We start from the raw sequence: 13084 nt of genomic DNA on the forward strand, positions 1-13084 counted from the left end.
CCAATGTTCAGTTGCGCCCGCGCGCGGCGGGCTGGGTGGTGTTGGCAATTACGCGGCGATGCGGGCGGCGAAGTCGGCCAGGTAGCGGTCGGTGATGCGCTGCTGGAAGCGCAGGTTTTCCAGCGGCGGCACGGGCGTGTAGTCGTAATCGATGGCCAGCTTGCCGTCTTTCAGTCCGTTCTTGTCGTTGTACTGCTCGTCATACCAGGCGTGGCCATCGATGATGTAGCCCTGGCGCTTGAGGTCGCGGAATTTGGCATTGATGCTTTCCAGCAGATCGCGCACCAGGGACGGATGCAAGGGCACGTCGACGTAGGCGAAATGCGCTTCGGCAATGGTGTCGGCCAGCACCTGGGCCGTGCGCGTGTAGCTCTCAAAGTAGAAGAAGCCGCCCGGCGCCTCGCAGGTGCGCGAACCCCAGAAGCGGTAGCCGCCCATGTTAATCAGGGTGGTGACTTCCTTGGCGTTGAGCACGCCGGCATCGGTGGCCGGGTCTTGCAGGTCGAAAAATACGTCCTTGCTGATGCCGGTCGGGCCGTTGATAACGACGTTGGACAGGGTCTTGTGCCAGCCCGTTTCCTCGTTGATCTTGGCGCGCAGGCCCATGGCGTAGGCGACGGCGGACATGCTGGCCTCGGCGTCCGTGGCGGTATCCCAGTTCACAAAATCCGGCCAGATGACCATGACCTCACGCTGGCCGAACTGGCCGCGATAGGTGGTGGCCGCCATGACGGTGGCGCAGCCATAGGCCGAGGCATAAACGAAGCCGCGCAGGCGCTGTGCCACGCTGGCCATGGCGTTGGTGACGGCTTGGGTGTCCAGGCCCGGCGCGCCCAGGATGCGCGGTTTCACGCCAAGCTTGCTTTGCGCGGCCAGCAGCGCCTGGGCGCCCAGGTACTTGCCGTCGGGCGACACGCCGCCCACGGCGTTGGTAGTCGTTTCCGCTTCCGTCTCGCCTGCGGCCACGCGCACCACGACGGTCAGGGGCTTGGTTTGCGCGGCGATGGCTTGCAGCGCGCGGCGCAGGGTGCCGCTCTTGCCGGCCTTGCCCATGGCGGCCAGCACGTTGGTGACGAGCACGGGCGTGTCCAGCGGGAAGGCGACCGGGTCGGCATCGTCGGCCGTGGCGATCAGGCCCAGCACGGCGGTGGACACGGTGCGGATGGGGCGCGAACCCTCGTTGATTTCAATGACGCGCACGCCATGGTGGTAGTCGGTGGGCAAAATTGTTCTCCTGGTAGGTGGTGAATGGGGCGTGGGTGAGCCGTTACGGGGTGGCAGGCGCCGTCAGCGTGATGCCGGCGTCGGTGAAGGCGCGCCGCGCCTCGTCGGGCAAGGTGGCGGCGATGCGCGCGTATTCGGCGCTGACGGCCGCTTGCAGCGCCTCGATGTCCTGTGCGGCGGCCACAGCGGTGCAGCTTGTGATGTCGAGAAGGTCAGCGCGTGCCCTGTGGATGGCTTGTACGGCCGCAGCGTCGTCATTTGCCAGCGCTGCCATGCCGATGCCGGCCAGGCGGTTGAGCACCACCTCGCGCGCGGTGCGCACGCTGTCGAAGTAGCGTGCGGACAAGGCGGCAAAGGACTCGTCCACCAGCGTGGGCGTGCGCAGGACCGCTTCCTCCTCCGGCGTGACGGCAACGGCATCCTCGGGCCAAGTGCCAGCCGTTTCATAGACCGCCTGTTTGCTTTCCGGATAGAAGCCGCCGGTGGCCTTCGAATAGAAATTACGCATTGTTAGTATCCAATCGCTAAGACATAGGCCATGACACTGGCGCCATTGGTGTAGTTGCTGCGCAGGCGTACGCCGGCCAGCTTGTTGGGGGCAGAGCCATCGACCGTGATGTTGACGGACGTATCGCTGCCGATATGGATGGCGGAAACAGCGACGACGGCATTGGGAAAAGCCATGTCGTAAGGCGTATCGGCTGCCGTGCCGCTGCCGCCGGCATTGGCGGCAGCGATCCATTGCAGAATGAAGCCGCCCGGCAAGGGCTGGCTTCCTGTGCTGGCCAAGTGCGGCGTAAAGTCGGCATTGCGCCACAGTTCGGCGGTAGATTCGATGACTTGCCAGACGCCGGAGCCGGTCGCCATGAGGGTCAGGAATTGCCCCGGCTTGATCGTGATGCTTGGCACGCTGCCGACATCAAATCCAATATTCACGCCTGGCGCGGCAAGGATGGTGCCGCTATTGAAGAGCCCGAAGAACCTGACGCACTTGCCGGAATTGTTGGGAATGCCCAGCGATTCGGGGGGCGGAATGGTGATGGTTCTACCCGAATACGGGAAGTACACGGCACAACCCATATCCTCGGCGGTGAGCGTGCGGCTCTCGATGACGTCGGCATAGCGCACCATGTTTCCTTGCGCGCGCTGCACAAAATCGGCATTGACCAGCTTGCCCGACGCGTCGAACTTCGGCGGCGTCGCCACCTCCTTCATGCTGTATTGCGGATGCGGATCGGCAGCCGCTGCGTGCTTGGCCAGTTGCTGGTCGCCATAGGCGCGAGCGCTGGCGTCCTGCTGATCGACATAGGCGACCTTGGCCAGGAGCGGGTGCGGATCGGCGGCGGCCTGGTGCTTGGCCAATTGCTGATCGCCATAGGTGCGTGCGCTGGCGTCTTGCTGATCGACGTAGGCGACCTTGGCCAGGAGCGGGTGCGGATCGTCAGCGGCCAGATGCTTGGCCAGTTGCTGATCGCCATAGGCAGCGACATTGCTGTCCTGCTGATCGACATAGGTGACTTTGGCCAGCAGCGGGTGCGGATCGGCCGCCGCCTGGTGCTTGGCCAGTTGCTGATCGCCATAGGCGCGCGCGCTGGCATCCTGCTGATCGACGTAGGCAACCTTCGCCAGCAGTGGGTGCGGGTCAAGAGCGGCCTGGTGCTTTGCCAGTTGCTGGTCGCCATAGGTACGCGCGCTGGCGTCCTGCTGATCGACATAGGCGACCTTGGCCAGCAGCGGGTGCGGATCAACAGCGGCCAGGTGCTTGGCCAGCTGCGCATCGCTGTAGGCACGCACGGTAATGTCCTGGTCATCGACATACTTGCGCGTGGCCAGGATGATGGATGGATCGATTTTCAGTTCGATGGCGGCCGTGCTGGCGACGATCAGCACGATGCGCACCACTTGCGTGCGGCCGCTGCCTTCGGCCATCAGCGGCTTGTAGCTGGGCGGGCAGTTGGCCACCGCGCACAGGTCGCCGGCCTCATCAAAGATACCGATTTCACGTATCCACCAGCCGCCCACGTCCTCGGGCAAGACTTGCTCGACGATGATCTGGCTGGTGTTGGCCGGGTCGACGGTTAGCTGGTTCAGGCCCGCGCGGCGCACCTCGTGCACCAGCGCTTTTTGCTTGCGCTCGGGCAGGGGGAGTGTGCCGTTGCCGTCGCCCACGGCCAGGCTTTTCAGTTTCAGGGTTTGGCCCAGGGCGATGGCGTTGGCCAGCTTGGCCTCGCCCACTTCGGTCAGGATGGCAAAGTATGTGCTCATGGATAGATGGTCAGGGTGTCGATGGTATGGGATGCGCCGGCCTGCAACAGCGTGCCGCGCACTTCGATGGTTTCCGCGATCCAGGGATACACGGTCATGGCGTCGCCGTGGTAGGCGCAAGCGCCCGCGTAGATGCTGCCGCGACTTTCCAGATAAATCGCCAGGCCCGTCATGTGGCGGCTGACGGGCTTGGCGTCGGCAATCAGGCGTTCCATTTCCTGAAACATGGCGTCGGTGATGCCGGTATCGAGCACGCCGACGTCGAGGCGGAAGGTGCCCGGCACGCCCGGCGGCGTGGTCTGCCACCATTCGGTGATGCGGATCAAATAGCCCAGGGACTCGACCACGCGGCGCACGGCGGCAATCGTGCCCTTGTGCTTGTGGATGAAATAGGCCGCCTTGATGGCGCCGCGCTTGATCGATTCGGGCCAGGCGTCGTCCCAGCGGTCGACGGAACAAGCCCAAGCCAGGAACGGCAGCAGCTTGACCGGGCAGCGGTCGGCGTTCCACAGCTCGCGCAGCGGCACGGGTACATTGACCAGCTCGGCGCAGGCCCCGGCAATGGCGCGCTCCAGCGCCGTGGTGTTGGGCGGCAGGGTGGGCACGGTCCTATTCATCGCGCACCACATTGAGCTTGATTGCCGTGCAGCGCGCGGCCTGGGTGGCGTTCAGTTCGATGTCCGCCGCCGGGCTGGTCAAGATGACCTTGCGCACGCCCTCGACGTGGACGGCGGCGCTGCAGGCGGAACGGTAGATGCTGTGGCCCAGCGGGCGGCGCGGCTGCGATACGTGCACGGCGTTGGCGCGTGCGGCGTCCAGCAGAATCGGCACTTCCGGGCCGACGCCGATAAACAAGGTGGCCTCGATCTGGTAGTCGATGACCTGGGCGGCCTGCACTGTCAGGCGGTCGCCCAGGGGGCGCACTTCCTCGGCGTTGAGCGCGCGCGCCACGGTGGCCAGCAGCGCGGCGTCGGCGATGCCTGTGTCGTTGTTGGCCAGCACCGTGACGGTGACGTGCGCCGGCGCGGGGCTGGTGGCGCTCGCGTCCTTGACGCGGCCGTCGCTGCTGCGGGCGTGGAATTCGTAGGAGGCTTTCGGGCCGGCCACGGACAGGCCGTCCGGCGCTTCCTGGATGCGCAGGCGGTAGGCGTCGTTGTCTTCCATGACGGCGGCCACGGGCGGCAGGGCGTTGGGATTGGCCGGCGTGATGACCAGGCGCGCCACGTTGACGTTGGCGCCCAGTTGATCGAGGTCGCCATCGAGGGCAAATGCCAGCATGACGGCCTTGCCCGCCTCGTTGACGCGGTTGCGCAGGATGGTTTCCTGATACGCGTTTTCTTCCAGCAGCTTGGTGGCCGGTTCCGATTCCAGCTCAAGCAGGGCCGTGACGGCCGCGCGCTGGGCTTCCGGCAGCAGGCTCACCAGGTGCTCCTTGCGGCTGGCCAGGATGGCTTCGAATTCCAGCACTTCCACCACGCTGGGCGCGGGCAATTGGGTCAGGTCGATGGGCGTGCTCATGCGGCGCCGCCTTTGACTGGCACGGCCAGCGTGATGCCCTGGCCATTCGCCGTGCCATCGAGCAGCACGGTGATGGCGCCGTCTGTGTCGCGCGTCAGCTGCACGCTGGCCAGCTGCAAACGCGGCTCCCAGCGGCGCAGGGCAAAGGCGGTGGCGGCGTAAATGCGTAATTGCGTGGCGCTGTTCAGGGGCTGGTCGATCAGCTCGGGCACTTCGGAGCCATAGCGGCGGCGCCGGATGCGCGAACCGATGGGCGTCGTAAGGATATCGGCCACGGACTGGCGCAGGTGGTCCAGGCCCGTCAGGCTGCGCCCGGTGGAAGCGTGCATGCCCATCATGCTTGCGGCCCGCCCGACTTGTCGCCGCCGGCCTTGACGCCGCCGTGCGGATGCTTGAGCAGGCTGATGACGCCGGCCAGCACATCGTCGGTCGCCTTGATTGTCCCTTGCACGGCCATGGCCACGCCACCAGCGGCGCCGGCCTTGGCGTTGACGCCACCGTTCAGAGTGGTGGCGCCGTTGACGGTCGTCGCTAGTTTGACCAGCAGATTGCCCATGACGGTCAAATCGCCCGTGCAGATGGTGCTGGGTGCGTTTGATGTGACTTTATCGGCGGTGATGGTCGCGGTACCACCGGGTAAATTGGCCGTCAGGGCGTGGGCTGCATGGTCGTACTGCACCACGGCGCCGTCGGGGTAATGCGTGGTGTGGATGGTGTCGCTGGACTCTGGCGCGTCAAACGCCTGCGAGTACAGCGCCGGCAGGATGATGCCGCGCGTCAGGTCGCCGCCAGGGGAAAAGACGATGACTTGTTCGCCCACGGTGGGCGCGGACCAAGTGCGCGTGCTGCCGGCGCGCGGGGTGGCCCATTTCAGCCATTCGGTGGTGAGTGTCGGCCCGAGCCGCACGCGCGCCTTGGCCCCTTTGACCTCGGCAATGGTGCCCAAGCGGATCAGGTTTTGCAGCAAGCGGAGGAGGTCGGATAGGTCGGCGTTCATGCATTGCATGTTGCCGAAGTCCGCGTGCGGATGCACGCGGGGGCGGGTTGATATTCAGCTTAGCGACTACCGCAGCTCGATTTATCGATAGGTAGTAGAGTTGGTGGTCATACGTTGTACCCTGCCGCCCTCAGTTCTATCTTCAAACTTTCTTTCCATTCGCCTGCGTCATCAAGAGCTAAGTAGACAACTCCGCTAATATCGTTCGGAGTCTCAATCAGTCCTTTAACAACCGCAGCAACTCTAGGACGTCCAAGCTTTCCTATTAAATACCCGTGTTCAAAGACAACGTTCTGCCTTGCCCTATAAGCTGAAGAAAGTGCGCCGACTTTGGCCCCAACGTCGCACGGCGTATATAAGACGACTCCAAATCCAACGTTAGAATAGTGTTCAATTTTTTCAATAATTGTTCTACCTGAACTAGCCTGAAGGTGAAGAATGATAGGCTCTAACTCAAGGCTCTTTACAAATGATGCCATTTCAAGTTTTGCAATGTCATCGTGCCCATGAACAATAAAAACTTGTTTCGTATTGAACTCACCAGGCCGCGTAGGAATAAGTAGCGGATCTGGGTGATTGGCGAAGATGAGTTTTTGCGATGCTTCAAATTGTTGGGCTGTTATCATTCTTTTTTCAAAAGAATATCAAAAATTGGCTCGTCTTTGATTGCCCAGTGAGTACGATTTAGCTCGTATTTTCCAAGATCAATTTGAGATCGGATATTTTCAATAGATCCCCTCGGTAATGGTGGGAAAGTTGGGCTGAATTCATACTCAATTAAAACTTTCGTGGATTGGACTCGGATGTTTGTGATACGACCAATTCGAGACTCCGTTTGTTCGTTCTCGGTCACAAATAAGGTTGGGAAGCTCTTTAATTCTTCGATAGCAGTTTTATCAAGAGACTTGTATCTTTCGCTGATTTCGTCGACAGTGTACTCAACGGCGACTCGACTTTTGTCGAATTCATAAGGTTCTCCAGACCAACTATTTGGATTAGATGAAATTAAGAGATTGAACATAAGCTATTTTTTCTGTGCTCACATGATACCCTGACGTGAGCATTAATCGGCGTGTCTCAGCGCAAAGGCTTTAACCTGTGTAAAGCATATATTTTCTTAACTTTCCTCAATTTTCTCCTAGCTATGAGTCTCATGCGACTCTAACTCATTTGATAACTAATGTCAGTTGAATTTTACATTGATGCATATTAGTTTTTTGCGATATGACGCAGAAGCGATTCGCGTATCAACGTCCGATCCGGTTCTCTCAATCCCAGCAGTGGCCGCTCCGGGTACTTGAAGGCCGGTCCCTTCTTGCTAACGCGGTCATGCCGGCCAAACTGATGCACATGCGCCACGCGTGCCACCCAGCCAAAGAAGCCGACCTCGATCTGGTCGCCGGTCGCCTTTACTTTCAGGTGTTTGGCGGTGCGCATCTTGGCGAACATGGCCGCCTTCTGGCGCTTGATGCGTCCATTCTTCCCCTTGAATTCCTTGCGCTTCTTGCGCGCGGGATAGGCCGCGCCATCCGGCCCCTGCTGCGCCTTGATGCGCTGCGCTTGGCTGCGGCGCAGGTCGATGGCCACTTTGTGATTGATGGCGCGGCGCTGGGCCGGCGCCAGCTTGGCCAGCAGGGCGCCGGCCCACGCTTCCAGCGCGTACAGGTCGTCGCTCATGCCGCCGCCTGCGGCACTTGCCATTCGGCCAGCAGGGTGTCGCCGTCGTACAGCGTCCAGAAGGCGTCCGCATAGCCGGGCGTGCCCTGCGGCTCGGCCGCGTGTTTGATGTCGTGGCGGCCGCCTTCGCCGCGCTTGACGATGACGCGCTCGCTCAAGTCCAGCTTAATCGAAATATCGACGGTTTCGTGGTTATTAAAATCCACTTCGAAGCTGATGCCGCCCTTGCGTTGTTCCTCGTTGGCCATCAGTTCGGCCTGGTGGACTTTCAGCCAGGCGATCATGGCCACCATGATGGCGTCCGCGTCGCCCGCGTAGTCGGTCACGATCAGGTTCAATTTAAAACGGTATTCGAAGGAAAGGGAGGCGGTGGCGGTGGCCACCACGTTGCCTTCGTCGACAAAAACGACGAGGCGGTCGGGATCGCGCTGCAGTTCGGGGATGGCGGCGGCCAGGTGCTGGCGCAGGCTATTCGGTTTGTACATGGTAGGTGTCTCGCACTAGGTTGTAGGCGTCGATGCAGGCGTTGAGCTGGCGGGTGGCGGCGTCGCCGTCGCTGGCGATGGCGTCAAGAGCTGCCGCAGCCGCAAGGTCAAGTTCGGCACGCGCTTGCTGGCGATCGCCGCTGGCAGCGGTGGAATCTGTGGTGCTGGCGCCAGTGCCAGCGCAATGGCTGGCGACGGGGAGTGACAGGCGCAGAGCGCCGCTGCGCACGTCAGCCATAAAGCGGTCGCGGTCATTTTGTGCATGCTGGTTTTCCTCGGTAAGTTGATCGGTGCGCGCGGCGAGCTGGCCGGTGGCCGCGCGCTCCAGTTGCAGCACGCGGCCTGTGGCCTGCACCAGCGCTGCAGCGGCCGTTGCCTGGGTGGTGGCCGCCGTGCGGCGCAAGTCGGCCAGGGCGGCGTCCTTGCGCCAGCCTTGTACGGTCCAGCCCAGCACGGCGCCCGCCAGCAGGCCCACGACCAGCGTGCACCAGGGCGGCGCCTCGATCACAGCGCCACCCGCGTGCGCAGCCAGCCGAACAGGAAGCGGCGCTGCGTCTTGTTCGCTTCCGTGATGTCCAGATAGCGCGCCGCCTGTAGTCCGTTCAGGGCGCGCAGCATGACGGTGGCGCCTTCCTGGCCGCGCCAGGCGAGAAAGGCCGCCAGCGCGCCCAGTGACTGGGTGCCCAGGTTGCCGTCGACGGTGAGCGCGGGATAGCGCGCGCCCGTGTCGTTAAAACCATTCAGCCAGCGCTGCAGGAATTCGGCGGCCACGCGCGGCCCCATGTTCACGCCCGTGTCGATCAGTTCCGCGCCGATGCCGGCGTGCATGGCCAGCACCTGGTCGAATTTCGGGCCCGTGATGTAGCGGGCCGTGTAGATGGCGCGCGCCAGCGCCACGGGCAAGTCGCGCATCGGCCCCGTGTAGCCGTTGGCGCGGGCCACGGCCACGGTGATGCCGAAGTTGGTTTCGCCGCCTTTGTCTTGCGGGTCGTTCACGTAGCCGCCTTCGGTGCGCAGCACGTCATCGATCACGCGCGCGATCAGCACATTGTTGTCGGTGCTGGCCATCAGTGCTCCTTCGCGTCTTTGACCAGCTCGGCGATGTCCTTGTCGCTGCGGCGCTGGAACCACAGGGCCACGGCGCGCGATACCCACCAGCCGGGCGCGCCCACGATCAGGTCAACGGAGGAAGCGTTGACCATGGCGCCGATGGCCGGCAGTTGCGCGCACAGCAGCTGGTACACAGTGCCGCCCAGCAGGCAGGAAAACACGCCGGCACAGGCCAGGCGGGCGACGAATTCGCCCTTGTTGAAGGTGCCGTCGCTGTTCAAGGGCGGCAGCACGATGTACAGCATGGCGGCGCCGATCATGCCCAGCGCGGCCTTGAAGCCGTACAGTTTGACCAGGGCGGCGAAGCCACCAAACGATTCTGCGGACATAGCTTGTTTCTCCATGATTAAGATGAATTGAAGGTTGTTAAAAAAGTCAGTCCCATAGCTGCACAACGTCGGCGAAGGTGGCCGTGCTGGCCACGGGTTCCGGCAGGGTGACGACCAGGCCGGCCGGCAGCACGGCGCCGTGCCGCGCCAGGGCCGGGTTCAGTTCCAAGGTTTGCTCGACGTAGCCGGCGCCGTCGTCCAGGTAGCGCCACACCAGGGCGTCTACCGTGTCGTGCTGCTGCGTGCGCACCTGCATCAGATCAATTCCACCGTCAGGTGCGTGCGCCCGACCATATCGGCGATGGCCCATTGCGCATTGCGTCGCTGGGCGCCTGGCGCTTCGTCCAGCCATTCCATGCTTTTCTTGTCGCTGGCGGACGACGCCGTGGTGTCGTAGTCGCGGTAACGCTCGATCAAGTCCGCCTTGGCCGTGCTGTACACGGCGCGCCGGTACTGCGCCAGCAAACGACTTTCGCGGTTGATGCGCGTGGCCGGCACATCCGCCAGCGCGGTGATGCCGGCGGCCGCATGCACGCCTTGCCAGGCGGCCAGCTCGCGGTTGACCTGCAGGATGGCATCGACCACGGCTTGCACCAGGCGCGCGTCGGTGACGGTGCCATCGAGGCGCATGGCGTCGCGCATTTCTTCCAGGGTGACGTCGGGAAACCAGCCATCGTTTTCCACGATGCCGGGCGTGGGGCTGGGCGCCGGCGGCGTGCTGGCGGCACCTGGTGCGCGGGAGGAAGGGCGATAAAGGACATGGTGTCTGCGGTGGGAGTGAAAGGGGAGGCGGTGGACGGGGTTCATCAGGCAGGTAAATTCGCCAGAATCCCCCCGTGCCGCCTGTGCGCCGGGGGCTGCTCTTTAGCTGGAATCGGCCGCGCGCTTGATGCGCCGCTCCAGCCGTTCCATGTCTTTCTTGACGCCGACGGACTCGGACAAAGCCCGCGCACGCTGCAACTGCGCCATGGCTACGCCAGCTTGTTCCAGCAGGGCCGGGGCGATGTCCGTTGCGTCCTGCTGGTCCAGCACGGCCACCATGGCCAGGCCGATGGCCTTGTGCAGCTTGGCGCGCGCCTGGTCGGGCGCGTCGCTGGCGACCGTCATGGCTTCGACGGCGCCCAGCACGGCCACGGCATGCTGAGGATTGTCACCCAGCTTGCCCTGCAGGTAGGCGGCGGCGAATTCATCGAGCATCATGGTGGGGATGTCGCGGCTGTAGCCATCGGGCAGGGTGAAGCCATGTTCCATGCAGTAGGCGGCGATGACCAGGGCGCGGTCGTATTCGCCCGTGTCGATGTGCCACACCAGCAGGGTGGCCACGACATCGTCTTGCGCGCCCTTGCCGCCGGCCAGCACGCCGTCGATCCATTGCGCATAGGTCGCCAGCATGGTGGCCTTGACCTCGATCTTGCGTTCGACGGACTGGATGGATTTCAGGCGGCGCCGGTCATCGGACAGTTTATAAAGCATCAGCTCATACGCGCTGCCGGTGGTCACGCCCAGCGGCTCGGCGGCGCCGGCCGTGCGCTCGGCCAGCATGCGCGCGCGGTGGCGCAGGGCAGGAGACAGATTGCTCATGGCTTAGGCTTTCAGCTCGATGTGCTCCACCAGCGCGGCCAGGCCCAGGTCTTCGAGCACGTAGGCGTCGTTGGACGACTCGTAGTTCTCGATGCGGTCGCGCGATGGCTTGTCCTCGACGCGGCGGCGGCGCGCGCCGTCCTGAAAGTAGATCGACAGATTGTCGAAGCGGGTAATCAGGATGGCGTTGTCCGGGAAGTAGGGCACGCGCACTGCCGGCAAGCCGCCAATACGTTTCTGGCTGATGATGATGTCGGTCGCCAGGGTTTCCGTGGGCGCTTGCTTGGTGTTCACCAGCGGGAAGTATTTATCGCTCAACAGCTTGCGGCCGACGATGGCGACCAGGCCCGTGTCTTCCTGATACCACGGGTCCAGCAGGTTGACGGCATCGACCACGGCCGCGTCCAGGTTGGCATAGTCGTCATCCGCGCCGGCGCCGATGATGACCTTGCCCGGCAGGCCGGCGCCGACGAGGCCCAGCACGCGCTCGGGCGCTTGTTCGCGCAGGTGCTGCAGCCAGCCCTTGTTGACGTCCTGCAGCAGAGGATTGGCAGCCAGGTCGGTGTTGGCCATGACCTTAATGCCATTAAAACCGATGACGATACGGTCCAGCGCCTGGCGAATCACGATGGCATTGGCCACGCGCGATTGAAAATCGGGGAACTTGGCCCAGGCGTCCAGCTTCGCATACGTCAGGTGCGTGTCGAAGTTGGTTTGTTCGCAGCGGTATTTGGTGCTGTCCAGGGTGGACAGGTCGCGCGTTTCGCGTTCCTTGGCCTTGGTATCGGTGCGGCCGGCAATCGGGCCGGACACGCCCAGGCCCAGCTTTTCGCCTTCCTGTTCCGCTACGCCCATGATGTTGATTTTTGAGAGGAACTCGCTCGATTCCTGCATCTTCGTTTCCAGCTTTTGCTGCACGCTGGGCGCCACGCTGAAGGTCTTGGCCACGCTGTCCGTGTCGTTGAGTTGGCCCAGGCGGGTTTCGTACTGGCTGAAGACCTGGCGGGTTTGCTTTTTCATTGATTGGTGCTCCGTTGTTGGATGAATGTGGGGTGAGGGCGTGGCCGCTTAAAACTCGGTCTGCACGGTGCCGTCGTTGCCGGTGGCGGACGGGCGGCGCGGCGCGTTGCCGGGCGCTTCGTCCATCTGCGTCTTGAAGGCGGCCAGCTCTTGCTGCGTGGCCGTCAAGGCCGTTTCCGCTTTTTCCAGGCGCGCCACGGCGCTGGCGTAGTTGTCATTCGCGGTGACGACGTGGCCGGCCAGCGCTTGCACGGCTTCGCTGATGTCGGCGAATTGGGCCGCGTCGCTGCCGGATTTATTGGAAAAGCGCGACAACAGGTTTTTGACGGCATCGGCCAGCTTCACGCCCGCCGGCTCATCGAATACCAGCTCGACTTCGACGGCAGTGCTAAACAGGTTGGTGCTTTGCTGCTTGCGGTTGGCCGAGAATTTCAGGGCGTCGGTGCCCAGGCTGGCGGGGCTGTCGGTGACGCCCAGGCCGACCAGATACGGCTGCGCCGTGTCGGCAAAGTCAGGCTGGATTTCCAGGCTGGTGTACAGCTTCTGTTTGGCCTTGTTGATGGCGACCAGTTCCGGCGTCGGCTCGATTTGCGCGAACAGGGCCAGGCGTTTGCCGCTGTCCGTGTCCACTTCCTCGGCTTTGACCGCGATCACGTCGCCGTAGGCCTTGAATTGGCTGTCGGGCAGGATGCCGCGAATGTGTTCCAGCCAGATGCGCGCGCCGTAGGTTTTCGGGTTGTAGCTGGCGGCGATCTGCTCGATGGTGGCGCGGTCGATGTTGCGGCCGTCCGTGGTGGCGCCTTCGGTGGCGACGCGGAAGAATTGGGATTTAGCCATGGTGGTGGGGTCTCGGTTGATCGGATAACGCCATGGTCAAC

The 13084-nt window shown here is 63.1% G+C and carries 19 protein-coding genes; all 19 read right to left on the bottom strand.

Annotated features, from left to right (window positions below; translation table 11 throughout):
• Nucleotides 1–48: 48 nt before the first annotated feature.
• On the bottom strand, nucleotides 49–1224 hold the full coding sequence (locus CNX70_RS08000; protein ID WP_096234272.1) for a phage tail sheath protein: 1176 nt from the start codon (nucleotides 1222–1224) through the stop codon (nucleotides 49–51).
• Nucleotides 1225–1267: 43 nt separating this feature from the next.
• The gene (locus CNX70_RS08005; RefSeq protein ID WP_096234273.1) at nucleotides 1268–1732 is read right to left on the bottom strand and encodes a hypothetical protein; all 465 of its coding nucleotides are present in this window, start codon (nucleotides 1730–1732) and stop codon (nucleotides 1268–1270) included.
• A 2-nt stretch (nucleotides 1733–1734) separates the two neighbouring features.
• Nucleotides 1735–3489, bottom strand: coding sequence for a phage tail protein (locus CNX70_RS08010; protein ID WP_096234274.1), 1755 nt, complete (start codon nucleotides 3487–3489; stop codon nucleotides 1735–1737).
• Nucleotides 3486–4106, bottom strand: coding sequence for a phage tail protein I (locus CNX70_RS08015; RefSeq protein WP_208624505.1), 621 nt, complete (start codon nucleotides 4104–4106; stop codon nucleotides 3486–3488). The genes CNX70_RS08010 and CNX70_RS08015 overlap by 4 nt, the downstream gene beginning before the upstream one ends.
• Nucleotides 4099–5007: a baseplate assembly protein gene (locus tag CNX70_RS08020; RefSeq protein WP_096234275.1), complete on the bottom strand. Its 909-nt coding sequence runs from the start codon at nucleotides 5005–5007 to the stop codon at nucleotides 4099–4101. Before CNX70_RS08020 ends, CNX70_RS08015 begins: the two co-directional genes overlap by 8 nt.
• Complete coding sequence (locus tag CNX70_RS08025; RefSeq protein ID WP_096234276.1) at nucleotides 5004–5345, bottom strand: GPW/gp25 family protein; 342 nt, start codon at nucleotides 5343–5345, stop codon at nucleotides 5004–5006. Before CNX70_RS08025 ends, CNX70_RS08020 begins: the two co-directional genes overlap by 4 nt.
• Complete coding sequence (locus CNX70_RS08030; protein ID WP_096234277.1) at nucleotides 5342–6004, bottom strand: phage baseplate assembly protein V; 663 nt, start codon at nucleotides 6002–6004, stop codon at nucleotides 5342–5344. Before CNX70_RS08030 ends, CNX70_RS08025 begins: the two co-directional genes overlap by 4 nt.
• 107 nt (nucleotides 6005–6111) lie before the next feature.
• Nucleotides 6112–6630 (bottom strand): TIR domain-containing protein, encoded by a 519-nt coding sequence (locus CNX70_RS08035; RefSeq protein WP_096234278.1) that lies wholly within the window; start codon nucleotides 6628–6630, stop codon nucleotides 6112–6114.
• Nucleotides 6627–7025 carry a hypothetical protein gene (locus CNX70_RS28085; RefSeq protein WP_157750949.1) on the bottom strand — a complete coding sequence of 133 codons (399 nt, stop codon included), beginning with the start codon at nucleotides 7023–7025 and terminating at the stop codon, nucleotides 6627–6629. The genes CNX70_RS08035 and CNX70_RS28085 overlap by 4 nt, the downstream gene beginning before the upstream one ends.
• Nucleotides 7026–7213: 188 nt before the next feature.
• Complete coding sequence (locus CNX70_RS08040; protein ID WP_096234279.1) at nucleotides 7214–7681, bottom strand: phage virion morphogenesis protein; 468 nt, start codon at nucleotides 7679–7681, stop codon at nucleotides 7214–7216.
• Complete coding sequence (locus tag CNX70_RS08045) at nucleotides 7678–8166, bottom strand: phage tail protein (protein ID WP_096234280.1); 489 nt, start codon at nucleotides 8164–8166, stop codon at nucleotides 7678–7680. Before CNX70_RS08045 ends, CNX70_RS08040 begins: the two co-directional genes overlap by 4 nt.
• Nucleotides 8150–8674 carry a lysis system i-spanin subunit Rz gene (locus tag CNX70_RS08050; protein WP_244199071.1) on the bottom strand — a complete coding sequence of 175 codons (525 nt, stop codon included), beginning with the start codon at nucleotides 8672–8674 and terminating at the stop codon, nucleotides 8150–8152. The genes CNX70_RS08045 and CNX70_RS08050 overlap by 17 nt, the downstream gene beginning before the upstream one ends.
• Entirely contained in the window at nucleotides 8671–9234 is a 564-nt protein-coding gene (locus tag CNX70_RS08055; protein WP_208624506.1) for a glycoside hydrolase family 108 protein, read from the bottom strand. Before CNX70_RS08055 ends, CNX70_RS08050 begins: the two co-directional genes overlap by 4 nt.
• Nucleotides 9234–9605, bottom strand: a complete 372-nt coding sequence (locus tag CNX70_RS08060; protein ID WP_096234281.1) for a hypothetical protein — start codon at nucleotides 9603–9605, stop codon at nucleotides 9234–9236. The genes CNX70_RS08055 and CNX70_RS08060 overlap by 1 nt, the downstream gene beginning before the upstream one ends.
• Before the next feature lie 46 nt (nucleotides 9606–9651).
• Entirely contained in the window at nucleotides 9652–9861 is a 210-nt protein-coding gene (locus tag CNX70_RS08065; RefSeq protein ID WP_096234282.1) for a tail protein X, read from the bottom strand.
• The gene (locus CNX70_RS08070) at nucleotides 9861–10289 is read right to left on the bottom strand and encodes a head completion/stabilization protein (protein ID WP_244199072.1); all 429 of its coding nucleotides are present in this window, start codon (nucleotides 10287–10289) and stop codon (nucleotides 9861–9863) included. Before CNX70_RS08070 ends, CNX70_RS08065 begins: the two co-directional genes overlap by 1 nt.
• 180 nt (nucleotides 10290–10469) lie before the next feature.
• Nucleotides 10470–11186: a phage terminase small subunit gene (gpM, locus tag CNX70_RS08075; protein ID WP_096234284.1), complete on the bottom strand. Its 717-nt coding sequence runs from the start codon at nucleotides 11184–11186 to the stop codon at nucleotides 10470–10472.
• A 3-nt stretch (nucleotides 11187–11189) separates the two neighbouring features.
• Nucleotides 11190–12206 (bottom strand): phage major capsid protein, P2 family, encoded by a 1017-nt coding sequence (locus CNX70_RS08080; RefSeq protein WP_096234285.1) that lies wholly within the window; start codon nucleotides 12204–12206, stop codon nucleotides 11190–11192.
• A 48-nt stretch (nucleotides 12207–12254) separates the two neighbouring features.
• The gene (locus tag CNX70_RS08085; RefSeq protein WP_096234286.1) at nucleotides 12255–13043 is read right to left on the bottom strand and encodes a GPO family capsid scaffolding protein; all 789 of its coding nucleotides are present in this window, start codon (nucleotides 13041–13043) and stop codon (nucleotides 12255–12257) included.
• Between the last annotated feature and the right edge of the window lie 41 nt (nucleotides 13044–13084).

The sequence above is a fragment of the Janthinobacterium svalbardense genome (genome assembly GCF_002327145.1).
GTDB classification, from domain to species: domain Bacteria; phylum Pseudomonadota; class Gammaproteobacteria; order Burkholderiales; family Burkholderiaceae_D; genus Janthinobacterium; species Janthinobacterium tructae.